The organism is Paracoccus sp. PARArs4, from assembly GCF_947311865.1.
Taxonomy (GTDB): domain Bacteria; phylum Pseudomonadota; class Alphaproteobacteria; order Rhodobacterales; family Rhodobacteraceae; genus Paracoccus; species Paracoccus zeaxanthinifaciens.
The window spans coordinates 1-24075 of record NZ_CAMZMW010000024.1; the positions used below are offsets into that span (position 1 = coordinate 1).

21 protein-coding genes are annotated in these 24075 nt (G+C 68.3%); 8 read left to right on the plus strand and 13 right to left on the minus strand.

Annotation, left to right across the window (positions count from 1 at the left end):
- Positions 1-125: 125 nt before the first annotated feature.
- From QMZ16_RS15240 to QMZ16_RS15250, 3 genes are read right to left on the minus strand one after another with little or no spacing between them, the layout of a single operon-like run.
- Complete coding sequence (locus tag QMZ16_RS15240) at positions 126-1622, minus strand: altronate dehydratase family protein (protein ID WP_282603863.1); 1497 nt, start codon at positions 1620-1622, stop codon at positions 126-128.
- Positions 1619-2716, minus strand: a complete 1098-nt coding sequence (locus QMZ16_RS15245; protein WP_282603864.1) for a mannitol dehydrogenase family protein — start codon at positions 2714-2716, stop codon at positions 1619-1621. The genes QMZ16_RS15240 and QMZ16_RS15245 overlap by 4 nt, the downstream gene beginning before the upstream one ends.
- Positions 2716-3714: a zinc-binding alcohol dehydrogenase family protein gene (locus QMZ16_RS15250; RefSeq protein WP_282603865.1), complete on the minus strand. Its 999-nt coding sequence runs from the start codon at positions 3712-3714 to the stop codon at positions 2716-2718. Before QMZ16_RS15250 ends, QMZ16_RS15245 begins: the two co-directional genes overlap by 1 nt.
- A gap of 101 nt (positions 3715-3815) precedes the next feature.
- On the opposite strand from QMZ16_RS15250, the gene QMZ16_RS15255 reads away from it, so the two are divergent.
- From QMZ16_RS15255 to QMZ16_RS15285, 7 genes are all read left to right on the plus strand, one after another.
- Complete coding sequence (locus QMZ16_RS15255) at positions 3816-4706, plus strand: GntR family transcriptional regulator (protein ID WP_282603866.1); 891 nt, start codon at positions 3816-3818, stop codon at positions 4704-4706.
- A gap of 86 nt (positions 4707-4792) precedes the next feature.
- Positions 4793-5518 carry an FCD domain-containing protein gene (locus QMZ16_RS15260; RefSeq protein WP_282603867.1) on the plus strand — a complete coding sequence of 242 codons (726 nt, stop codon included), beginning with the start codon at positions 4793-4795 and terminating at the stop codon, positions 5516-5518.
- A gap of 40 nt (positions 5519-5558) precedes the next feature.
- A complete protein-coding gene (locus tag QMZ16_RS15265; protein ID WP_282603868.1) occupies positions 5559-6533 on the plus strand; it encodes a C4-dicarboxylate TRAP transporter substrate-binding protein in 975 nt (324 codons plus the stop codon).
- A gap of 48 nt (positions 6534-6581) precedes the next feature.
- Positions 6582-7052: a TRAP transporter small permease gene (locus QMZ16_RS15270; RefSeq protein ID WP_282603869.1), complete on the plus strand. Its 471-nt coding sequence runs from the start codon at positions 6582-6584 to the stop codon at positions 7050-7052.
- A gap of 12 nt (positions 7053-7064) precedes the next feature.
- The gene (locus QMZ16_RS15275) at positions 7065-8336 is read left to right on the plus strand and encodes a TRAP transporter large permease (RefSeq protein ID WP_282603870.1); all 1272 of its coding nucleotides are present in this window, start codon (positions 7065-7067) and stop codon (positions 8334-8336) included.
- Between the two features lie 140 nt (positions 8337-8476).
- Positions 8477-9481 (plus strand): zinc-binding alcohol dehydrogenase family protein, encoded by a 1005-nt coding sequence (locus tag QMZ16_RS15280; RefSeq protein WP_282603871.1) that lies wholly within the window; start codon positions 8477-8479, stop codon positions 9479-9481.
- An 85-nt stretch (positions 9482-9566) separates the two neighbouring features.
- Entirely contained in the window at positions 9567-10355 is a 789-nt protein-coding gene (locus QMZ16_RS15285; protein ID WP_282603872.1) for an SDR family NAD(P)-dependent oxidoreductase, read from the plus strand.
- On the opposite strand, the gene QMZ16_RS15290 is transcribed toward QMZ16_RS15285, so the two are convergent.
- Genes QMZ16_RS15290 through QMZ16_RS15305 form a run of 4 tightly spaced genes read right to left on the minus strand, consistent with a single transcriptional unit; the run spans position 10352 to position 15590 of the window.
- The gene (locus tag QMZ16_RS15290; protein WP_282603873.1) at positions 10352-11443 is read right to left on the minus strand and encodes a glycosyltransferase; all 1092 of its coding nucleotides are present in this window, start codon (positions 11441-11443) and stop codon (positions 10352-10354) included. The genes QMZ16_RS15285 and QMZ16_RS15290 overlap by 4 nt on opposite strands.
- A gap of 2 nt (positions 11444-11445) precedes the next feature.
- Positions 11446-12429, minus strand: a complete 984-nt coding sequence (locus QMZ16_RS15295; protein WP_282603874.1) for a galactosyltransferase-related protein — start codon at positions 12427-12429, stop codon at positions 11446-11448.
- The gene (locus QMZ16_RS15300; protein WP_282603875.1) at positions 12356-13561 is read right to left on the minus strand and encodes a glycosyltransferase; all 1206 of its coding nucleotides are present in this window, start codon (positions 13559-13561) and stop codon (positions 12356-12358) included. Before QMZ16_RS15300 ends, QMZ16_RS15295 begins: the two co-directional genes overlap by 74 nt.
- A gap of 4 nt (positions 13562-13565) precedes the next feature.
- Positions 13566-15590 (minus strand): HAD-IIB family hydrolase, encoded by a 2025-nt coding sequence (locus QMZ16_RS15305; protein WP_282603876.1) that lies wholly within the window; start codon positions 15588-15590, stop codon positions 13566-13568.
- Positions 15591-15711: 121 nt separating this feature from the next.
- Between QMZ16_RS15305 and QMZ16_RS15310 the strand changes: the two genes are divergently transcribed.
- Positions 15712-16497, plus strand: a complete 786-nt coding sequence (locus QMZ16_RS15310) for a sulfotransferase (protein ID WP_282603877.1) — start codon at positions 15712-15714, stop codon at positions 16495-16497.
- Between the two features lie 53 nt (positions 16498-16550).
- Here the strand turns inward: QMZ16_RS15310 and QMZ16_RS15315 are convergent, their stop codons facing one another.
- The 6 genes from QMZ16_RS15315 to QMZ16_RS15340 form a co-directional block, all read right to left on the minus strand.
- Positions 16551-16718, minus strand: coding sequence for a hypothetical protein (locus QMZ16_RS15315; protein WP_282603878.1), 168 nt, complete (start codon positions 16716-16718; stop codon positions 16551-16553).
- A 241-nt stretch (positions 16719-16959) separates the two neighbouring features.
- Positions 16960-18378, minus strand: a complete 1419-nt coding sequence (gene uxaC / locus QMZ16_RS15320) for a glucuronate isomerase (RefSeq protein WP_282603879.1) — start codon at positions 18376-18378, stop codon at positions 16960-16962.
- Positions 18375-19811 carry a mannitol dehydrogenase family protein gene (locus tag QMZ16_RS15325; protein ID WP_282603880.1) on the minus strand — a complete coding sequence of 479 codons (1437 nt, stop codon included), beginning with the start codon at positions 19809-19811 and terminating at the stop codon, positions 18375-18377. Before QMZ16_RS15325 ends, uxaC begins: the two co-directional genes overlap by 4 nt.
- Entirely contained in the window at positions 19801-22185 is a 2385-nt protein-coding gene (locus QMZ16_RS15330; protein WP_282603881.1) for a TIM-barrel domain-containing protein, read from the minus strand. The genes QMZ16_RS15325 and QMZ16_RS15330 overlap by 11 nt, the downstream gene beginning before the upstream one ends.
- A 4-nt stretch (positions 22186-22189) precedes the next feature.
- Entirely contained in the window at positions 22190-23491 is a 1302-nt protein-coding gene (locus QMZ16_RS15335; RefSeq protein ID WP_022708471.1) for a TRAP transporter large permease, read from the minus strand.
- A complete protein-coding gene (locus QMZ16_RS15340) occupies positions 23488-24015 on the minus strand; it encodes a TRAP transporter small permease (protein WP_282603882.1) in 528 nt (175 codons plus the stop codon). Before QMZ16_RS15340 ends, QMZ16_RS15335 begins: the two co-directional genes overlap by 4 nt.
- Positions 24016-24075: the final 60 nt, after the last annotated feature.

Below are 24075 nucleotides of genomic sequence, written 5' to 3' on the forward strand. Positions count from 1 at the left end.
CTTGGGAAAGTAAGGCTCCAGACGCGCCATCTGCCCATCGCTCAACCAGAAAAGATCAGACATGTTCACCGCTCGTTTTCGAACGGTGAATCACGCTCGCACAACCAAATCAATGGGTCCTGACCCTAGAGGACGGCACCGATCTTCCACGGCACGAACTCGTTGTCGCCATAGCCGAACTCTTCCGAGGCGGTCCTGCTGCCCGACGCGGCATCGAGGATCGCATCGTAGATCCGCATCCCCATCTGCGGCAAGGACAGCCCTTCGTCCACGACGGGGCCGCAGTCGATGTCGATATCCTCGGGCATGCTGCGGGCCAGGTCGGAATTCGACGACAGCTTCAGCGACGGCGCGGGCTTGGCCCCGAAGCAGGACCCGCGACCGGTCGTGAAGGCGATGATGTTCGCCCCCGACGCGACCTGCCCCGTCGCCGCCACCGGATCGTATCCGGGGCTGTCCATGTAGACGAAGCCCCTGCGGTCGATCCGCTCGGCATAGGCGAAGGCCCCCGACAGCGGCGCAAGCCCGCCCTTGGCCACGGCCCCGAGGGATTTCTCCAGGATCGTCGTCAGGCCGCCCTTCTTGTTGCCGGGGCTGGGATTGTTGTCCAGCGACGCGCCGTTCTTGGCGGCATAGTCGCGCCACCAGTCGATCATCCCGTCGATGCGGGCGGCGGTCTCGGGCGTCGCGCGGGCCGTCAGCAGATGCTCGGCGCCATAGATCTCGGGGGTTTCCGACAGGATCGAGGTGCCGCCCGCCGCGACCAGCAGGTCCGATGCGACCCCAAGCGCCGGGTTCGCCGTGATCCCCGAGAACCCGTCCGATCCGCCGCACTGCATGCCCAGCACCAGCTCGGATACCGGCTGCTCGATCCGGCGGTCCATGTCGGCGGCCCGGGCGATGGGGCGCAGCAGCTCGACCGCGCGGGTGACCGCGGATCGCGATCCGCCGACCTCCTGGATGTTGAAGCAGCGGAAACGCTCGGACGTCCAGTCGTTCCGGGCATAGAGCGTCAGCTGGTTCACCTCGCATCCCAGGCCGATGATCAGCACGCCGCCGAAATTCGGGTGGTCGCGATACCCTTTCAGCGTGCGGACCAGCGCATCGAAGCCCTCGCCCTGGTTGGCCATGCCGCAGCCCTGGTCGTGGACGATGGGCGCGAAGCCGTCGATGCCGGGAAACAGCGGCAGCAGCGTCCGGTTCGCCTCGGCGGCGATGGCGTTGCAGACCGTCGAGGAACAGTTCACCGAGGCCATGACCCCGACATAGTTGCGCGTCCCCACCCGCCCGTTCGGACGGAGATAGCCCATGAAGCTGCGGCGGGCGGGCGGTTCGGGCAGGCGCGCGCCGACCGCCGACATCGCGGCAGTCCCTTCGGGCAGGGCGCAGTTCTGGACATGCACATGCGCGCCCCGGGCGATGTCGCGGCTGGCGATGGCCATGACCTGTCCGTATTTCAGGATCGGCTGCCCCTGCGGGATGTCGTGGCGGGCGATCTTGTGGCCGCGGTCGATATCCTCGGCCGCGACCAGGCCGTCGCGATCCTCGCCCGCGGGCCAGGGTGTCAGGGCGACCGCGACCGAATCCGAAGGGTCCAGCACCATCATGCGGGGATAGGTCATGCTTGTGCCCTCAGCTTGTCCAGAACGGGGGCGGCGAAGGCGGGATCGGCCTCGCGGACCCAGTCGAGAAACGCGCCGATGCGCCGCTCGACCTTCTGGGGGTGGTTCTGCGCGATATCCGCGATCCGGTGATCGAGGAAGGGATTGGCGAAACGCTCGACCGTCTCGTCGAGATAGCTGCGGGCGTCCGGCTCCATGTCGCGGCGGGCGAAGCCGGGCAGCACCTCGGTCAGCATCAGGTCCATCAGCGCGCGACCGACCGGCCCCTCCATCAGGTCGCGCACGATGGCGTCGGGATCGCCGCCGTCGCGCCGCCAGAACGCCGCCATCGCCGTGTGCCCCAGGTTGAGGATATGCAGCTTCAGCCGCTCGATCCGTTCCAGCGAGGGGACGATGCGAACCGCAGGATGCGCGATGGGCAGTTCCAGCCCCGGCTGCGCCTCGATGGCCCACAGCGCGTATGGCTCGGCCACAGCGCCGACCGGCTCGATCGGTTCGGACACGATGCGGTCGACCAGGCTGTTGACCCAGATGCAGCGATCCAGCCATGCGACCAGATCGGCCGGGGCGGCCTGCGCCTCGGCCACGCCCATGACGCAGGCACGCAGGACGGATCCGTTGTCTGGGACCAGCTCCATCGGGCAGAGGGTCAGGGGCGCGCGCCCCGCCGCATGCCGCCCCGCCAGCAGGTGGAACAGCTTGGCCGGATAGGACTGCCCCTGGTCGGGATGGGGCAGCGCATCGGCGGGACGTGCATCGAAGCCCGCATCGCCGGTATTGGACAGGATCAGCCGCGCCTCGTCGGTGACGATCGCCTGGATCCGCGCCCAGTCGTCTGCCGTCGACAGGGTCCGCCTGACCGATTTGACGCGCGTTTCCTCGTCCACGATGCGCCCGTCCTTGCGTCCCCTGATCCGCACCGGATACCCGGCAGGGTCGGCCATGGCCCCCAGCCGCCGCGCCCGCGCCGCATCGCCCGAGCTCTGGACGACCGAGATCCCCAGCTCGGGGTCGCCTTCATGGATGAACAGGTCGGCATGCGCCTGCAGGAAGCGCGAGGTCCCGAACTGCACGATCGAGGTCGGGCGCTCCATCACGCGACCTCGATGAGGGCCTTGACCACGGTGCCGCGATCCTCGGCCCAACGGGGCAGGTCCGCGACCGCGTCCGTCAACGAGGTCCGGTGCGTCGCGATGCGGTCGACCGGCACGAGGCCCCGCGCCATGCAGTCCATGACGTGGCGGAAATCCTCGTGCGTGGCATTGCGGCTGGCCAGCAGCGTCGTCTCGCGCTTGTGGAACTCGGGGTCGGCAAAGACCAGGTCGCCCTTGACCACCGACAGCAGCACATAGGCGCCCCCGTGCCCAAGATGCGACAGGCCCGCATTCATGGCCCCGATATTGCCGGTGGCATCGAAGACCGTGTCGAAGACCGCGTCCGACGCATCCGAGACCAGCTCGGTCACGGCGTCAGGGATGATGGACGCGGCCAGCGCCAGCCGATCGGCCGAGGTGTCGCGCAGCGTGACGCGGGCACCGGCAATCCGCGCGAACAGCGCAGCCCCCACCCCGATCGGCCCCGCGCCCACGATCAGCGCATCCGACCCCGGCGCAGGTGCGGCGCGGCGGACCCCATGCGCGCCGATGGCCAGGAACTCGACCATCGCGGCGGCGCGGGCATCCATGTCGCCCGCCGGGTACAGGTTGCCCTCGGGGACCACGATTTCCTCTGCCATGCCGCCATCGGTATGGACGCCCAGCACGGCGATGTTCTCGCAGCAGTTCGGCTTGCCCGCGCGGCAGGCCCGGCAGTCGCCGCAGGTCAGATAGGGGTTCACGACGACCAGGTCGCCCTTGACGATGCGCCCGTCGGTGCTGTCGGCCATCGCATGCCCGGACAGTTCGTGCCCCATGACGCGCGGATATTGAAGGAAGGGCTGATTGCCGCCGAAGATGTGGTAATCGGTGCCGCAGATGCCGATGGCTGCCACGCGGACCCGAAGATGACCGGGACGGTCGGCAGGGCGCGGGCGCTGGTGGATCTGCAACTGGCCCGGCGTTTCACAGACCAGGGCGGTCATCGTATCTGTCATTGCTCCTCCTGGGCGGTCCTGAAATTCCGGCTTGGACACCGCCAGTTGGTTTTTTATAAATTCAAGACCGAACACTCAAGAAGAAAACGGATGGCCCGCTGATGTCCCGGCAGAACCAGATCATGAAATCCTCGGTCAATGCGGTGCTGGACAGGTTGTCCGCGATGCGCCCGGGCGACCCCCTTGGGTCCGAGGCCGAGCTGGCCGCCGCCCTCGGGGTCAGCAGGACCACGACGCGCGCCGTGCTTGCGCATCTGCGCGACAACGGCCTGATCCGGTGGGAGGGTCGCACCAAGCGGCTGCTGCGGTTGCCGACCCCCGCCGACCGCTTCGACCAGGGCGAGGTCAGGCCCGGCGCGGAACGCGCCCGCCAGGATTTCCTGGAATGGATCCTGCGCACCGACCTGCCCCCCGGTTCCCTCCTGCCCGAAGCCGACCTTGCGCGGGATCTGGGGATCAGCCGGCCGATCCTTACGGCCCTTCTGGCCGAGTTCGAGGGAACCGGACTGATCGCACGCGAGGAAAAATACTCCATACGTTTCAGAGGTTTCACCAGAGAATACGCCTCCGAGATGTTCGCCATGAGAGAGATGATCGAGCGCGAGGCGATGCGCATCCTGACCGCGACCCCGGACCACCCCGCCCTGCCCCGCATCGCCGAAATGGAGCGCCTGCACATCGCCATGCTGGCCCGAAGCGATGCTGCCGCGGACGCGTTTCCCGCGCTCGATGCGCAGTTCCACCGGCTGATCTGCCATGCCTCGGGCAACCGCTTCTTCAAAGAGTTCGGGCAGCGCATCTCGATCATCGTCCATTACCATTACCAGTGGAACAAGCGGGACGAGGCCGCGCGAAACCGCGCCGCGCTGCGCGAACACCTGGCCGTCATCCAGGCCATCCTGCGCGGCGACGGCCCCCGCGCCCGCGCCCTGTTCGACGACCACCTGGCGACCGCCAAGCGCACGCTGATGGCATCGGTGCAGTGGGACTGATCCGCGGATCGCGTTCGGAATGGGGTTGACCCGAATCCCCTTTTGGTAGTTTGGTCCAACCAACCAAAGCCCAAGGGAGGGGGTGCATGGACCGGTCCACCGTCAAGGAAGTGCGCGAGATCCTGCGCCAGGAGATCGTCGAGAGGCATCAGCCCGGCGACCTGCTTCCGAACGAGCGGGACCTGGCCCTGCGGTTCGACGTGTCGCGCAATACCATCCGCGAGACGATGATCCACCTCGAAGCGCTGTCGCTGATCGAGAAGACGAAGCGCGGCGCGCGGGTGCGCAAGCCCGATTTCGGCATCATGTTCGCCCAGCTGACGCAGCATTTCGACACCTCGGCCCGCAGCTTCACCGATGTCCTGAACTTCCGCCGCATCAACGAGACCGGCGCCGCGCCGCTGATGGTCTGCCACGTCACCGACGACATCCTGGCGCGCATCCGCGCCGCCAATACCCGCATGGCCGATGCCCTGACCGCCGCCGAGGCCGCGCAGGCCGATTACGATTTCCACTTGGGCCTGGTCGAGGCCGCGGGCAACAGCGTGCTGACCCGGCTCTATGACGTGCTGTCGGTGCCGCTGCGCTACTACCTGGAGGTGGGCAAGTCCCAGAAGCTGGACACCGAGACCGCGCGCAGCCAGCACGAACGCATCATCGAGGCGCTTGCCGCCCGCGACGACGCGGCGCTGACCCGCGCCTTGTCCGACCATTTCCAGCATTCCAGCGATGTCCTGGCCGATTGGCTGGCCGCGCGAGAGGGCGGCCCCGAGCCGATCTCTCTGTGGCCCGTCCGGCGGCCGGATCGCTGATCACGTCCTGAATACGACAACCAAGGGGGAGGAGACCCGAATGAAGACCGCAACCAAGGCCCTGCTGGGCGCGACCGCCGCGATCATGCTGGCACTGCCGGCGATGGCCGAGACGACCATCCGCATCGCCTACGAGAACAACCCCGGCGAGCCTGCCGACCTGGTGATGAATCGGTGGGCCGAGCTGGTGGACGAGGCATCGGACGGCGAGGTGAAGCTTGACCTCTATCCCTCGTCGCAGCTGGGTGCCAAGCAGGACGTGATCGAGCAGGCGATGCTGGGCGTCAACGTCATCACCATCGCCGATGTCGGCTTCCTGACCGATTACGACCCCGATCTGGGCATCCTGTTCGGCCCCTATCTGACCGAGGACGCCGAGAGCCTGTTCCGCATCTACGAATCCGACTGGTTCAAGCAGAAGGAGGAGGCGCTGCGCGACCAGGGCATCCATATCGTCATCTCGAACTATCTCTATGGCACGCGGCAGCTGCTGGCGACCAAGAAGGTCGAGACGCCCGAGGACCTGGCCGGGCTGAAGATCCGCACCCCGAACAACATCATGCAGATCCGCGCGATCGAGGCGATGGGCGGCACGCCCACCCCGATGCCGCTCGGGGATGTCTACCCGGCGCTGACGCAGGGCGTGATCGACGGGGTCGAGAACCCGCTGCCGGTCCTGTTCGGCCAGAAGCTGCACGAGCAGGCCAAGGAGCTGTCGATGATCTCCTATCTGCAGAACACGTCGCTGTGGCTGGGCGGACAGGCCTATTTCGACACGCTTGACCCCGAGGTGATCGAGATGCTGCACGAGACCGGGTACCAGGCCGGGCTCTACAGCCAGGAACTGGCCGCCGAGGAGGATGCGCGCATCCTTGCGGCGATGGAGGAAGCGGGCGTCACCGTCACCTATCCCGATGTCGCGCCGTTCCGCGAGAAGGCGATGGCCGTCTACGAGCAGTTCCCCGAATGGTCCGACGGCCTGTTCGACGACATCCAGGCGCAGCTTGCGCAGTAACGCCATCCCGGGCGCGTCCTGCGCGCCCGGCCCATCCGCGAGCCGACAATGAACATCATCACACGGATCACCGAGGCCCTTGGCGGGCTTCTGGTCTTCGCGCTGGTCGCGATCACCGCGGCCGCCGTCGTCGCACGCTATGTCGTTGGAACGCCCATCCAGTGGACCGAGGAGATGTCGGGCTTCCTGCTGATCTGGATCGTGTTCCTGGGCGCCATCGCCTGCGAGGCCCGCGACGGGCACCTGACGATCGACGCCGTGACCATGCTGATGCCCGAGGGCGCGATCCGCTGGCTGAACGTCGTCGTGGGCCTTGCGTCCGTGGCGCTGCTGATCGCGATGGCCTGGCTGGGCTACGAGCTGGCCGTCAAGGCGGCGCTGAAGAAGACGCAGCTTCTGCGCATCTCGTGGTTCTGGTTCGACATCGCCGTGACCGTCGGCGGGATCGGCATGGCGCTGATCGGCCTGCGGCGCGTCTGGCGCACCCTGCGCGGCACCCCCGCACCGGAACTGGGCTGAGGAGCCGCAACGATGGAATGGTTCGTCATCATCCCCTTCATGTTCCTGCTGTTCGCGCTGAACATGCGGATCTACCTGGCCATGTTCGCCGCGATCATCGCCTATTTCATGTTCTTCGCGCAGATGCCGATGCAGATCGCGGTGCAGCGGCTGATCGCGCCGACGCAGAACCCCTCGCTGCTGGCGATCCCCTTCTTCATCCTGCTGGGCACGCTGCTGGGCACCACCGGGATCGCGTCGCGCCTGCTGCGCGTCGCCGACCTGCTGGTCGGGCGGATGGTCGGCGGGCTGGGACATACCAACGTCATGCTGTCGACGCTGATGGGCGGCCTGTCGGCATCGAACCTTGCCGATGCGGCGATGATGTGCCGGATGCTGGTCCCCGACATGATCCGGCAGGGCTATGACCGAGGCACCGCCGCGGCGATCACGGCCGCGTCCTCGCTGATCACGCCGATCCTGCCGCCGGGGATCGCGCTGATCATCTATGGCCTGGTGGCGGATGTCTCGATCGGGTCGATGTTCCTTGCGGGCATCCTGCCGGGCCTGCTGTGCTCGGCGCTGCTGATCCTGACCGTCTGGATCGTGGCGCGGCGCGAAGGGTATCGCCCGTCGCGGAGCACGCGCCCGACGGCGCAGGAAACCGGCAGGACGCTGATCCAGGCCTGGCCCGCCGTCCTTCTGATCTTCGTCATCATCGGCGGCATCCGCCTTGCGATCTTCACCCCGACCGAGGCCGGCGCCATCGCCACCTTCGTGACCATCATCATCGGCCTCTTCGTCTATCGAGAGATGCGGCTGCGCGACCTGACCGACGCGTTCGGCCAGACCGCACGGCAGACCGCCTCGGTGCTGCTGGTCATCATGATGTCATCGGCACTGGCCTGGATCTTCTCGCTTGAACAGGCGGGGGTCGCGCTGGCCGACTGGATCATGTCGATCACGCAGAACCCGTGGCTGTTCCTGCTGATGGTTAACCTGCTGCTTCTGGTGCTGGGCATGTTCATCGAGGGGAACGCCCTGCTGATCATCCTCGTGCCGCTGCTGAAGCCGGTCGTCGTGCAGCTGGGCATCGACCCCGTGCATTTCGGGATCGTCGTCATCCTGAACCTCGCGCTCGGGACGCTGACGCCGCCGGTGGGCACGGTCATGCTGATGGTCTGCAACCTGACCGAGACGCCCTTCGCGGAATTCATCCGCAAGGGCTGGCCGTTCATGCTGGCGCTGCTGGCCGCGCTGCTGATCGTGACCTTCGTGCCCGCGATCTCCTTGGCGCTGGTCTGAGCATGTGGGGGGCCATGCGCCCCCCGCCCTGCCGGGTTTATCCGCCAGATCCGAATTCTCAACTTGGGATCACCCCGCTTAATTCGCGATCCCACGGTCTTATCTTCGCTAGGGACAATGTTCAGCGAAGGATCACGGATATGAAAGCGATCGGATATGATACGGCCGGCCCCATCGACGGCGAGGGCCGCCTGCGCGCGTTCGAGGCCGAGCGTCCGGCACCCGGCCCGCGCGACCTGCTGGTGCGGGTGCAGGGCATCTCGGTCAACCCGGTCGACGTGAAGCTGCGCGCCGCACGCCAGCCCGGGGCCGGACCGGCGATCCTGGGCTTCGATGCCGCCGGCACCGTCGAGGCCGTCGGCCCCGAGGTCACCGGCTTTGCCATCGGCGACAAGGTCTTCTATGCGGGCGACGTGACCCGCGCGGGCAGCAATGCCGAATACCAGACCGTCGACGAACGCATCGTCGGGCGCAAGCCCGAGTCGCTGGACTTTACCGAGGCCGCGGGAATGCCCCTCACCTCGATCACCGCGTGGGAGATGCTGTTCGACAGCTTCCGCATCCCCGAAGGCGGGGGCCAGGGGCGCAGCATCCTGGTGATCGGCGGCGCGGGCGGGGTCGGCTCGATCCTGATCCAGCTGGCCCGCAAGCTGACGGACCTGACGATCATCGCGACCGCATCGCGCGACGAGACCGCCGACTGGGTCCGCCAGATGGGCGCGCATCACGTGATCGACCATCACGGCGACATGGCGGCGCAACTGCGCGAACTGGACCTGCGCCCTGACCATGTCGCGGCGCTGACCGGCACCGAGCGGCACTGGCCCGCCATCGTGGACCTGATCGCCCCGCGCGGCCATGTCGCGCTGATCGACGACCCGAAGACGCTGGACATGTCGATCGCCAAGCCCAAGGCCCTGACCGTCTCGTGGGAGTTCATGTTCACCCGCTCGATGTTCGAGACCGACGACATGGCGGCGCAGTCCCACCTGCTGAACCGCGTGGCCGGGATGCTGGACGACGGCACCCTGCGTTCGACCGTGAACGAGCGTGCGGCGGTGCTGGACCCCGAAACGCTGGCCCAGGCGCATCGCCGCCAGGAATCCGGCCGCGTCATCGGCAAGCAGGTGCTGCCGGGCCTCTGAGGTCAGGGCGACCGGGGCCGATACACATCAGACGCTTGAACGGCAGGCCGGGCACGCGCCGTCGCATCCACGAAAGGACTGACGCATGAGCAGGACGATCCTGATCACCGGTGCGACGGACGGGCTGGGCCTTGCCACCGCCGACGCGCTTGCCGCCAGCGGCAACAGCCTGATCATCCACGGCCGGTCGCAGGCCAAGCTGGAGGCGACAGCCGAGCGCCTGCGCGCCCGGGGCGGCAAGATCCGCACGCAGCTGGCCGACATGTCCGACCTGTCGCAGGTGGCCCAGATGGCCGCGCGGATCGAGGCGCTGGACGTGCTGATCAACAATGCGGGCGTCTTCCGCGTGCCGGATCCCATCACGGATCAGGGCCTGGACCTGCGCTTCGTCGTCAACAGCTTCGCGCCCGCCCTTCTGGCCGACCTGCTGGCGCCGAAGATGCCTGCGCAGGGTCGGATCGTGCATCTGTCATCCGCCGCGCAGGCACCGTTGCGGATCGCGGCGATGAACGGCAAGGAACGGCTCGATCCCTTCCCCGCCTATGCCCAGAGCAAGCTAGCCCTGACCATCTGGAGCCGCCATTTCGCCAAGGCGCATCCCGATGGGCCTGCCTCGATCGCGGTCAATCCGGGGTCGCTTCTGGCGACGACCATGGTGCGCGAGGGCTTCGGCACGCCGGGCAACGATATCGGCATCGGAGTCGACATCCTGACGCGGGCGGCCCTGTCCGAGGAATTCGCGGACGCCTCGGGGCGCTACTTCGACAACGATGCGCGGCGCTTCGCGGAACCCCATCCGTCGGCTGCGGACAGCACACATGCGGCGGCGGTGGTGCAGGCGATCCGCGACCGGATCGCGCCGTTCATGCCCTAGGACGCGCGGGCGTCGATGCCGTCGCGGGCGGCGTCGATGGCCTGCCTGTAATTCGCCTCGTAGCGGTCAAGCATCCGGTCCAGGCTGAACAGGCGCTCGACCCGGCGGCGGGGGGCGTGGCGCGGGATGCGCATGGCGCGCGTCAGCACCCTTGCCAGCCCCGCCGCGTCGTCGGGCGCTGCGAAGCTGCCGCAATCCCCGATCACCTCGGGGGTCGCGCCGATTCGCGTGCTGGCGACCGGCAAGCCGCAGGCCATCCCCTCGATCGCGACAAGGCCGAAGGGCTCCTGCCATTGCGGGGTGAACAGCATGACCGATGACCTGCCGAGGTTCTCGGCCAGTTCCCGCCCCTCCAGATGACCGCCATAGCGGATGTCGCCGCCAAGATGCGGGCGGACCATGTCCTCGAAATAGTCGCGATGCTCGATGGTGCCGAAGATGGTCAGGGGAACGCCCGCGATGCGCGCGGCCTGTGCAGCCAGATGGGTGCCCTTGGTGGGCGTGATGCGCCCGGCCCAGACCGCGCTTCCGTCGCCCGTGGGGGCAAAGGGCCACAGCCGCAGGTCGATGCCGTTGCCGACTACCTCGGCGGATTCGGGTGCGCCTGCGGGCCACCACAGGCCCGCCTGCTGGGCCGAACAGACGGTAAATCGCGACCAGGGCGCGGCGCTGTCCTGCACGGCGCGGCGCAGCCCGTCGAAGGGGGGAACATGCAGCGACGTGACCATGGGCATGCGGTTCGCGAAGGCGTGACGCGGCGGAAAGCGGTGCAGGCTGTTGTTGTGGACGATATCGTGCCCGCCCCGGTCCAGCGCCTCGGTGCAGCGTGCGAAGGCGTCGTCCAGCACGGCGTTCAGGACGTCCGTCCCGTGAAAGTCGTGCCAGGGATAGTCCTGGTCGTAATGCCGCGCGATGATCGGGTGGATGCGGAAATCCGGATCGCTGTCCCCCGCGGCATAGAGCGTGACCTGATGCCCCCTCGCCCGCAATCCGCGGACAAGGTGCCAGGCATGCGCCTCCATTCCGCCCATGAAGGGGGTCGCGATGGGATGGCGCAGATGCGCGACGACGGCGATGCGCAGCGCCATGATCAGCCCGCCCGTGCCGTCAGCATGTCGGCCTGCGCCAGCTCGACCTGCGCGACGCGGGCCGGATCGGCGCGTTCGGCATCGGCGATGCCCTGGATGCGGTCCAGCACGCGGCGCGTATTGGCATAGGGCATGTGCGGTTCCTGGCGGCACAGCGCGAAGTCGCGCTGGTCGGGTTCGCGCAGGACGCGCAACCCCTCGGGGGTGTTCTCGATCAGGCCCAGCAGGCGAAACGCGTGCAGCCAGTGCTCCATCGTGCGGTGCCCCCATTTCGAGGCGAAGTATTCCGCGTTCCGGATCACCGACGGCACCTGGTGGATCGGCGGCATGCAATGCGGGTGATACTGGTGATAGACCCGCGCGCCCTTCATCCACCAGATCCCGATGCCGCGGTCGTCCAGGATGCGCCCGAAATCCGTATCCTCGCCGCCATAGCCCAGATAGCCCTCGTCGAAGCCGCCCGCGCGATCCCAGTCCTGCCGGTGGATGGCGAAGTTCAGCGACCAGAAGCAGCGGTAATCCTCGCACAGGCGCAGGCCCTGCGGGGGCGGTGCCTGCCGGTCGGAATGGCGCACGCCCAAGTGGTCGAACAGCGCATAGTTGATGCCACCATTCTCGGCCTGGTCGGGAAGGTACAGCACCTCGCCCATGACCAGCCCCTGCCCCGGGCGGGCGACCGAGGCGTATTCCGCGACCAACTCGGGGCCAGGAATGCAGTCCACGTCGACGAAGACCAGCACCTCGCCGCTGGCGGCGGCGGCGGCGGCGTTACGGGCCGCGGCCAGGGGCAGCTGGCCATCGACGGGCGGCACCATGATCTGCCGCACGGGAAAGTCCGTCCGGGGCAGGTCGGCATAGGGTTCGGGCTGCATCACCGCGACGATCAGCTCGTCCGGAAGCGTTGATTGGGCGTCAAAGCCCCGGATAACGTTCGCCAGATGCTCGGCGCGGCCCGCCGCGATGGTCAGGGCTGATACGGTGGGCATGGGATGCTTCCTTTCCTGTCGTGATTTCGGGGGCGGAGGCCCCCCAGATGCGAGGGATCAGTTCCTCGATCCAGCGGGCGGTCGCCTGGGCGGCGCCCTGCCCCGCCAACCGGCGCTGCAGATCGGGGTCGTGCATGTCGCGGGCCGCGCACAGCGCCGCGTGCCAGCGATGGGCCGAGGCGGGCAGCTGCGGCAGGTGCAGCGCCGCACCCGAACGCCCGAGCGCCTGCGCCTTCAGCACCTGTTCGTCGAAATAGCGCCATTCCGGCACCGCGATCCAGGGCTTGCCCGCCGCCAGCACCTGCTGGCAGGTCGTGTTCCCGGTCGAGGACACGACCACGTCCGCCGCCGCAAGGTAGTCCAGCGGGTTGTCCACCCAATCGGCCAGATGCAGGTTCGCGGGCAGCGTTGCGTGCCAGTCGCGCTGGATCTTGCCGATGACGACCCACTCCATCTCGGGGTGGCTGCGGGCCGCGACGCCGAAGGGCGCATCGGCCCATCCGTTCCCGCCACCGCCGCCGATGACGACCGCCACATGCCTGTCGGGCGCGATGCCCAGCCGCCGGCGCGCGACCGCGCCGTCCGGGATCGCCTGGTGCACGCCAAGGCCCGGCGCATGGAAGGTCGCGCGCGCCATCCAGTCCGGCCAGTCGGGCTGCGCAAGATCGGCGTGGAACGGCGCCAGCAGTCCCGCCGCCCCGCGATAGGCCGCCATGTGCCCCGGATCGGACCGGTCGCCATGCTGCACGATCTTGACATGCGGGACCGAGCAGATCCGCGCAAGCTGCGCGATCTCGGCGCTGACATCGCAGATCATCAGGGCGGGATCGGCCTGGTGGAACCAGCCCGCGATTGTGGCCGTCGCCTGCCGGATCGAGGACCAGCCCACCGGCGCGCAATGCAGCGTGTCGGGCGTCGCGATCCAGTCGGTCGCGGGGGCGTCCGGCGGGGCCTCGAACAGGCTGGGGATCCGGCTGATCGTCACGCCGTCGCGCAGGGGCGGAAAGATGTCGTCTCGGGCGCAGAAGACCGTCACGGGGCGTTCCGGCGGCAGGGCGTTGACGATGGCCGCGCAGCGTTCCGCGTGGCCGCGGCCCTGGTGGTGGACGAAATATCCGATGGGTCGCGTCATGGTATCACTCGGCCGCCATCATCAGGGGGTGCAGATGGCCCAGGCGCTCCAGCCCGTCCAGCACCCCGTCCGCATGAGGCAGCGGGCTTCGCAGCGCGTCCGTCACGCCGTCCAGCTCGGCCGATGCATTGGCGGGAATGATCGCCTGCGCGAAGTCCTGCAGCATGTCCAGGTCGTTCCCGCTGTCGCCCGCGACGATGCAGGATCGCGGGTCGATGCCCAGCCGCGTGGCCTCGAAGCGGATGGCGGCGGCCTTGCCCGCGGGGGCGGGCAGCACGTCGATCAGCCGGTCATGCGACAGGATCACCCGCGCGGGCAGGCCCGCCATCGCCAGCCTTTGTTCGATGCGGTCGCGGTCGGCGGCATTGCCGAAGAATGACAGCTTGAACGCCCGCTGGTCATGCCCCGGCTGACGTTCGATGCCCAGGGGGCGCAGTGCCTCGACGATCGCGTCGCGCCGCCATTCCGCGCCGATCAGCCGCGCATAATCGGCACAGGGGCGCAGGGTTGCGCCGTCGTCCCACCGCCAGATCTCGGTCCCGACCGAGGTGATCATCACGTCCGGGCGCGGCAGATCCCACAGCCGCAGCACGCGCCGCGCCTCGCAGATCGAACGCCCGGTCGCGACCGCCAGCACCATGCCCGCATCGCGACCCGCGGCCCAGTCGGCAAAGCGCGCGGCCCCGTCGCGGCATCCGGTCAGCGTTCCGTCGATGTCGCTGGCAAGCATCCCGCGCGGATCGCGGATCGTCGGGGCACTGTCGCGCAGACCGGCCATGATCCCCTGCACCGCATCGGCCCACCGATCCCAGCTGTAGAGCTTGCGCGCACGTGCAGCCGCGTGGGCGGCGCCCTGTCGGTCGTCCAGCATGGACCGGATGCCCGAGGCAATCGCGGCAGGGTCCATAGGATCGACCAGCGCACCCGCACCAAGGCTTGCGACGATGTCGGCGGCACCGCCATTGCGCGTCGCGACCAGCGGAACGCCCGCCTGCGCGGCCTCGATCAGGGTCAGGCCGAAGGGCTCGTGCAGGGCCGGGTTCACGAAGACCCCGCCCTGCGCCGCCAGCGCATAGAGCGATGCCACATCCGCATGCGTATGCCTGCGCGGCAGCGCCACGCGGCCCCACAGGTCGTGCCGGTCGATCAGGTCGAACATCTCGGCCATGATGCGGTCCTGTTCGGGGCAGCCGCCCGCCAGCCCGTCGCGCAGACCCGCCACGATCACCAGGTTCGCACGGTCCTGCAGCACCGCATCGCCCGCATAGGCGCGGATCAGCGCGGCAAGGTTCTTCTTGGCGATGGGGCGCGCGACGGCCAGCAGGATGGGCCTCGACATGTCGCGCAAAAAGGGCGCGATCAGGCGGCGTGCGGGGTCCAGGTCGTCGCAGCGCGGCGCGGTGATGCCGGGACCGACGCGGTGCACGCGCCCTTCGGCCGTCGGGTCATAGGCGGGGATCTGGCACTCGGCCTCGTCCCGCGACGAGGCGATGATCGCATCGGCATTGCGGATCGCGGCGGCCTCGCGCTCGATCCGGCGGGCGGTGGCGGCATCGGGCGTGCCGCCCTGCGCGCGGCACTTGTCCAGCGCCAGCGAGTGAGAGGAATAGAGCCAGGGGATACCGAACTCGGCCGCTGCGGCGCGGGCCAGGACGGCGGCATCGGCGAAATGCGCGTGGATCACGTCCGGCAGATCGCCCTGGCGCAGCATCCGAAGAAAGGCGTCCTGCAGGGCCGGCAGCTCGGCCTCGAGCGCCTCCTTGGCAAGATAGCCGCTGTTGCCGGTCCGCAACCGCAGGATGCGGCAACGGGGGGCGACATCTTCGTGCAGGGCGGAATGGACGGGGTCCAGGCGGGGGTCGGAAAAGGCGCGGGTGACGATGGTCACCTCGCGGGTTTCGGGCCGCCGCGCCTGCGCCAGGGCCGCGCCCAGCACATAGGCGATATGGCCGCCGGTATCTTCGGTCACGCCATAGCTGACCGGCGGCGCCTTCAGGCAGCCGCCAAGTGCGACATGCATGATTCGCATGGACTTTTCCGCCTTGGTCTGTAGGTTTAGGGGTGGTCTTCCCAGTTTGCAGATAACGAAAACCGCACCGTTCCCGGTTCCCCGCAGTCGGGCTAATTTAGATCAGTCGAGGAATCGCAGCATGACCGCCAAGGGGCTTTCGCATCGCTATGTCTTCGTGGGCGGGCTGCACCGCTCGGGGACGTCGCTGGTGGCGCGGATGGTCGCGGGGCTGCCGGGCGTCGGCGCGATCCGCAACGCCCCCGTCCCCGAGAACGAGGGCGTGTACCTGCAGGGCGCCATCGCGCATACCGCGCAGCATGGCCGCCCCATGCATTTCGCGACCGATCCCGCCCAGCACCTGGCCGAGGGCTGCGCCCATGACAGCCTTGCCACGCGCCAGCGGCTCGAGGCGGACTGGGCGCCCTGGTTCGATGCGGGGGCGTGGCGGGTCGAGAAGTCGCCCGTGAACCTGACGCGGATGCGGCTCTATCAGCAGCTGTTCCCGCTGTCGCAATTCGTGGTGGTGATGCGCCATCCGCAGGCCGTGGCGGCGGCGGTGTCGAAATGGGTGGACATGCCGCAGGACCGGATGATCGACCACTGGATCGACGCGCACCTTCAGGTCGCGCAGGACCTGGCCCATCTGCATGCCGTCATGGTCCTGCGATACGAGGATCTGGTGGCCCGGCCCGACGCCCATCGCGACGCGCTGGCGGCGTTCCTGGGTATCCCGCCCGCGCAGGGCGCCGAGGCCGTGCGCGACGGGAACGGCGATTACGCCTATGGCGACCTGTCGCCCGCGCATCGCGCGGCGCTGGCCGAATGGGGATACGGTCCCGGCGGACGCACCGAGCCGATGCCCCCGCAGGTGCGCCACCCGCTGCGCGACATCCGCGAGGCGACCGAGGCGGCCCTTCGCGGATGAGGAAAAGGGGACGGCACGGGCCGCCCCCTTCCCCCGAAACGAAGTTTGACGGATCAGACCTCGGTGATGATCGCTTGTTCCGACAGGCGCGATTTCGGCAGCGCCGCGTTGTAATCGCCCTCGGGGTCGGAATAGCCGATCGGCACGACGAACAGGCTGGCATAGCCCTTCTCGGTCAGGCCGAACTCGCGGTCGAGGATCGCGGTGTCCGCGCCATCCATTCGGGGCCGTCGCCGATCTGCTTCTCGTACAGGTCGATGAATATGGAACGCGCATTGCGCATGGGGGGATTGAATGGCCTTCACGTCGAATGCGCCGCTTCCCCGAACGGACGATCAGCCCCGCGGGGCCGAGTTGCGGTAGGCCATGCTCGGCGTGATCGGCGGCATCCATGCCGGGATGCGCCCACCCAGGCAACCCTTGGCGCAAGGCGGGCGGTCCCGCCCTGCGCCAAGGCTCGACTCAGGCGTCCTGACGGTCGGCGGGCAGGAATCGGCGCGCGGCGTTCCCCCAGCAGATGTCGTAGACCAGCCTGTCCAGCGCGGCGGGATCGTTCGGCAGCAGCCCGTCCTGCACCTGCCGTCCCAGCATCCGGCACAGCAGGCGGCGGAAATACTCGTGCCGGGTGAAGGACAGGAAGGACCGGCTGTCGGTCAGCATCCCCAGGAAGGTCGAGATCAGGCCCATCTGCGCAAGATCGGTCATCTGACGCTCCATCCCGTCCAGCTGGTCGTTGAACCACCACGCCGTGCCGACCTGCACCTTGCCGGGGCGCGATCCGTCCTGGAAATTGCCCGCCGTCGTCGCCAACACCGCGTTATGCGCGGGGTTCACCGAATAGAGCACCATGTCCGGCAGCTGGTCGGTCCGGTCCAGCCGGTCCAGCAGCGCGTTCAGCGGCTGCGCGATGGCAAAGTCGTTCATCCCGTCCGCACCCGCATCGCGGCCCACGCGGTCCAGCAGGCGCTGGCGGTTGTTCCGCAGGGGCGCAAGATGCAGCTGCATGACGATGTCGCGTTCGGCATAGGCGCGCCCCAGCCCGACGAACAGGGCCGAGCGGATGGCGGCAGCCTCGTCCGGGGTCGGAGCCTCGCCCGCAAGGCGGCGGTTCAGCGCGGCGGTCAGCTGATCCTCGGACCATTCGGGGCCGGCCTCCAGCCGCTCGATGCCGTGATCGGCGGCGCGGCAGCCATGATCGACGAAGACGTCCAGCCGCTGGATCAGCGCCTGCATCAGCGGCGCGAAGCCGTCGATCCGGATCCCCGTCAGTTCGGCCAGCCGCGCGATCCACGGGGCAAAGCCCGCATCCTCGACCTTGAAGGCCGCATCGGGGCGGAAGCTGGGCGCGACGACAAGGTCGGGATCGCCCTGCATCGCGCGGTGATGGGCCAGATCGTCCAGCGGATCGTCGGTCGTGCCGACAAAGCGCACCTTCATCTGCCGCAGCAGACCGCGCGCGCCGAAATCCGGCCCCGGCAGCGCCGCATTCGCGACATCCCAGACTCGGTCGGCGGTATCCGGCGACAGGACGGTGCCGTCCAGCTCGAAGAAGCGCCACAGCTCCAGATGCGACCAGTGGTGGACGGGGTTCATCACCAGCGCGGGCATGGCGCGGGCGAAGGCGTCGAATTTCTGGCGGTCGGTCGCGGGACCGGTGCACAGATCCTCGGGGATGCCGGCCCACCGCATGACGCGCCACTTGTAGTGGTCATGCGCCAGCCACAGCTGGCCCAGATTGTCCCAGTGGTGGTCCTGCGCGATCTCGGCCGGGGGCAGGTGGTTGTGGTAATCGACGATGGGCAGGTCGGCCGCGACATCGTGATACATGCGTTGCGCTGCGGGCGTGTCCAGCAGGAAGTCGGGCCCCAGGAATTCGGTCATGCTGCCCCCATTGCGTTGGCGATGGCGGTCCGGGCACCGGTCCGCACGAGGTTCAGATAGGCGCTGGCGATGGGCGCGGCAAAGCGCGGATCGGCGGCCAGCTCCACCGGGAAGACCTGCGTCAGCGCCAGCATCGCGGTGACGTAATCGCCGCCATCCTGCGTGTCCGCGACCACCTGCGCCAGCCTGTCGGCCATCGGGTCGGCGGGCTTGCCGCCGCCTTCGACGGTCTGGCGGACCAGCCGCATCCAGCCCGCGATGGCCAGCGCGGTCAGCGGCCAGTCGCGATCCGCCGCCAGATGCGCCGCGGCAGGCGCGACAAGGCGCTGCGGCAGCTTGGCGCTGGTATCGGTGGCGATCTGGGCGGTGCGGTGCTGCAGCGTGCTGTTACCGAAGCGCGCGATCAGCTGGTCGGCGTAATCCGCGATGTCCACGCCCGGCAGCGGGCGCAGCGTCGGGGCCTGCTCGGTCAGCATCAGGCAGCGGGCGGCATCGCGCAGCACCGGATCGTCCATGCAGTCGGACACCGTCTCGCATCCCGCAAGCTGGCCGAGGCAAGCCAGGAAGGTGTGGCTACCGTTCAGCATCCGCAGCTTCATCTCCTCGAACGGGGCGACGTCCTGGACCATCTGCGCGCCCGCATCCTCGAATGCGGGGCGGCCTGCGGCAAAGTCGTCCTCGATCACCCACTGGCGGAAGGGCTCGGTCAGGATGCTGTTCGGATCTGCGCGGCCCGTGGCCTGCTCGATCAGGGCCAGCGCCTTGTCGTTCAGCGCGGGCACGATGCGATCGACCATCGTGGCCGGAAAGCGGACATTCCCCTCGATCCAACCGGCAAGGTCGGCATCCAGCAGCCGCGCATAGTCCAGCAAGGCGGCGCGGGCCAGCCGCCCGTTATGCGGAAGGTTGTCGCAGGACATCACGGTCAGCCCGCCCTGCCCCGCATCGCGGCGCGCGCGCAGGCCCGCGACGATGACGCCGATGGCGGTCCGGGGTGCATCGGGGTTCGCCAGATCGGCCTTGATGCCCGCGTGATCGGCGTCGAGGCCGTCGCCCTTCAGCGCATAGCCCTTTTCGGTGATGGTCAGGGATATGATCGCCAGCGCCGGGTCCGCGATCCGCCCCGTCACCGCCGCGATCCCGTCGCGCACCGGGTGGACCGATCCCACCACCGCGCCGACGGGGCGCGCGACGATGCCCTGATCGTCGGCCTCCAGCACGTGATAGACGCCGTCCGCCGCGTCCAGCGCGTCCAGATCCTCGACGCCCGAATTCAGGCGGCAGGCGATGACGCCCCAATCGCCGCCATCCGCCAGCACCTGGTCCAGATAGACCAGCTGATGCGCGCGGGCGAAGGCGCCGAAGCCGATATGCAGGATGCGCGGGCGCAGGCCCTGACGGTCATGCGCGGGGGCGAGGGTCTCAATCTGCATGGGGGATATCCTCGAACGCGATGCGGGTGACGGGCTGGCCGTTCACGCGCATGGGGCGGGTTTCGGCATCGGGCAACGACAGGTCCAGCGCGGGCCAGAACGGGCGGAACGGGCCGCGGGCGGTGATCGTCACGTCGATCACATCCGCATCGGCGCGGGTCTCGATCAGCAGGCGGCAGTTGTTGCCCGCCAGCGCGTCGGCCGAGACGCCGTCATCTTCATACAGCATCGTCCGGTCGCTGAAATCGCCCGGCGCGGGGAACAGCGCGATGCGGCGGGTGGTGTCGGTTTCCGGCTTGGCGCGGGCGCAGCCCCGGGACAGGGGCAAAGCGGCACCGGCGCGCACGAACAGCGGCATGCTGCCCAGATCGACGGGCTGTTCGATCACCTGGCCGCCCGTGTGGAACATTCCGGTGTGGAAATCCCACCAGCCGCTGCCATTGTCGGGCAGGTACAGGCTGCGGGTCGCGGCGCCCTCCTCGATCACGGTGGCGACCAGCAGGTCGCGGCCCAGCATGAACTCGTCGCATTCCGCGCGGCAGGCGGGATCGGCCTCGAACTCGGCCACGGTCGGGCGCAGGATCGGCTGGTGGTCCTGCACGGCCTGCCATGTCAGCGTGTACAGATAGGGGATCAGCTGCCCCCGAAGCGCCAGCGCCGCGCGGATATGGGGCAGGATCTCGGGATACATCCAGGGCTCGTTGACGGTCGCGTCGTCGTTCCAGCTGTGGATGGTGAAGCGCGGGTGGAAGATGCCGTTCTGGACCCACCGCAGGAACAGTTCCGGCCCCGGACGCGGCCCCGAGAAGCCGCCCACGTCATGGCCGATGTTGAAGATCCCCGACATGGACAGGCCCAGCCCCATGCGGTTGTTGTAGCGCAGCGTCTTCCAGTCGGTGCGGTTGTCGCCCGTCCAGGTCTGGGCATAGCGCTGGATCCCCGGCGCGCCCGAACGGCTGATCAGGTAGGGGCGCAGATGCGGCGCATGTTCGGCCTGCGCATCGCGCGAGGCCCGCGTCATCAGCACCGGCTGCAGCGGGCGGATCAGCGCGACGTCGATCGGGTCGCCGAAGCCGTGGCATTGCGCGGCGCGGTCCCAGATCTCGTATTCGTTGTTGTCGTTCCAGGTCGACCCGATGCCATGCTCCAACAGCTGGGTGGTCACGTTGGACTTCCACCAGTCGATGGTCGCGGGGTTGGTGAAGTCCAGATGCGACCCCTCGTCGTCCCAGAAGACCGAGATCTCGGGGCGGTCGGCCTCGCTGTCGCGGATGAACAGGCCCGCCGAGGCGGCCTCGGCATAACGCGGGTGATCGTGCAGCATGCAAGGCTTGATGTTGGCGATCAGGTGCAGATCCGCATCCGCGAAGCGCGCGGTCATCGCGTCGATGTCGGGGAACTTGTCGGTGTTCCAGTTGAAGACATAGCGCTTCGGCCCGATCGAGGTATAGCCCGACGACATCTGGAAGCTGTCGCAGGGCAGCGCGTGTTCGGTGATCCGGTCAAGGAACCCCTGCACCTGCGCCTGCGCGTCCGGCGCGTCGGTATAACTCATGGTCGACCCGGAATATCCAAGCGCCCAACGCGGCATGAACGCGGTGCCGCCCGTCAGCCATGCCTGCCTGCGCGTCAGCCCCGCCAGATCGGGCGACCACGCCATGTAGTAATCCAGGTCCCCGTCCTCGGCCCGATAGGCGCGATAGGGGGCGTGGTAGTTGTCCAGCTCGTTCCCCAGATCGAACCAGCAGCAGGCAAGGTTGTCGTAGAAGACCGAGAACGACCCCGCATCCGGCGTGCGGGTCAGCGTGACGGGGATGTGCTTGTACAGCGGATCGGTGCGTTCCGCGTCATAGCCCATCGCGTCGAGGTTGCGCATCTCGAACCGGCGGCCCGATCGCTCCAGGTCGCCCGACTTCTCGCCCAGGCCATAGACCAGCTCGCCCGGGTTGCGGCGCAGGAAATGGCTGTGGGCATGGTCGCGGACACCGGCCATGTAGGCCCCGGTCGTGCGGTCGGCGGCGAATACGCGCCACTCGTCCCCGACCTTCGCCTGCCAGACCAGCTGCAGCGGGCGCAGCACCTGCAGCCGCAGCGTGCCGGTGTCGATCACCAGCCCCCGATCCGTGTCCGACAGGTCGAAATCGGGGCAGGCAAAGCCAGACAGATCGTCGCGCGAACGTCCCTCGAACGGCACGTCGCCATCGGGGGCCACCGACCAGCTGCGGTCCAGCCGCCAGCCGTCCCGCCCCGTCAGCGACACGCGGATCAGGTCGCGGTCCAGCACGGCGATGCGCATCCGGCGGCCGCCATCGGTCAGCAGGGTGACGGCGGCGCCGTCGCGCCCCTGCAGGGTCCAGTCCTTGAGGGTCTTCATGATCTTAACCGTAGCTTACAAGCCAGCGCGGCAGCGTCAGGCTGATTTCGGGGATGAAGGTCACCGCCAGCAGCAGGACGATCATCGCGGCATAGAGCGGCAGCATCGGGCGGATCACCCGCTGGATCGGCACGCCCGCGACCGAGCAGCCGACGAACAGCGCCGACCCCACCGGCGGCGTGCAGATGCCGATGGACAGGTTCAGCGTCATCATGATGCCGAAATGGACCGGGTCCATGCCCAGATCCTGCACCACCGGATAGAAGATCGGCGTGAAGATCAGCAGCGCGGGCGTCATGTCCATGAAGGTGCCGACGACCAGCAGCGCCGCGTTGATGATCAGCAGGATCACGATCGGATTGTCCGACAGCGCCAGCAGCCAGTCCGACAGCGCGAAGGGAATGTCGCCGTAAGCCATGGCCCGCGACATCGCGATGGATGTCCCGATCATCAGCAGCACGATGGTCGTGGTGATCGCGCTTTCCAGGAAGATGCGCGGCAGGTCCGACAGCTTCAGTTCCCGGTACCACACCAGCGCCAGGAACAGCGAATAGAGGACGGCGACGGCGGATGCCTCGGTCGCGGTGAAGATGCCCGCGATGATGCCGCCCATGATGACCACGATCAGCCCCAGCGGCAGGATCGCGTCCAGCGTGCGGTGACGCACCTCGGCCATGCTGGGGCGCGGGGCCAGCGGGTATCCGCGCTTCTTGGCGATGATGCCCGCGACGACCATCAGCGACAGGCCCAGCAGGATGCCCGGCAGGTAACCCGCCACGAACAGCGCCGAGATCGAGGTCCCCCCGGTGATCAGCGAGAAGACGATCAGCGTGGTCGAGGGCGGGATCAGCAGGCCCGTCGGGCTGGAGGCGATGTTGACCGCCGCCGAATAGGCCGGATCGTAGCCCTCCTTGCGCTGCAGCGGCGCCATGACGCCACCCACCGCGGCGGCCGATGCCACCGCCGAGCCCGAGATCGCGCCGAACATCATGTTCGCGATGACATTGCAATGCGCCAGCGCGCCGGGCAGGCGACCGCCAAGGACCTTGGCGAACTCGATCAGGCGCAGGGCGATGCCGCCGCGGTTCATGATGTTGCCCGCCAGGATGAAGAACGGGATCGCCAGCAAGGTGAAGCTGTCCAGCCCCGACACCATCTGCTGGGCCACGATGAAGATCGTCTGGTCCAGCGACATGAACAGCAGGAAGGTCAGCGCAGCGGAAATGCCGATGGAAAAGGCGATGGGCACGCCCAGCACCATCATCGCGGCAAAGCTGCCGAACAGGACGATTGCGGCGGAATTCATCGCTTGCTCTCCTCGGGGTCGGCCATCTCGACCGAGATTTCGTCGGCGGGCTTCAGGATCTGTTCCCCCTGCGCGATGCGCAGCAGGTTGCCCGCCGCATAGGCCGTGACGATCGCCCCCGCCACCGGCACCGCGCCATAGACCCATCCCATCGGCAGTTGCAGCGCGGGCGAGATCTGCCCCGATGCCAGCGTCTTCGCGACCAGTTGCGATCCGCCCCAGATCATCACGATCACCGCGAAGGCGGCGATCAGCAGGGTGATGGCGGCCTCGGTCGCCTGGCGCTTGCGCCCCTCGACCGACATGGGCAGGAAGTCGATCGCCAGGTGGCGCCCCTGCCCGTAGGTGAAGGCCCCGCCGACCAGCGCCAGCCACATGAAGATGAAGCGCGCCAGCTCGTCCGTGACGGTCGAGGGCGTCCCCAGCACATAGCGGCTGATCACCTGCCAGCTGACGCAGGCCAGAAGCACCGTGAAGGCCGTGATGATGCCGCCGCGCAGCAGCATGTCCGCGGCCCGCCTCATGCCGGCCTCGGGTGGCGAAGGGTTCCGTAGGTCATGCTGCGCGCTCCTCCCGCAGGGTTC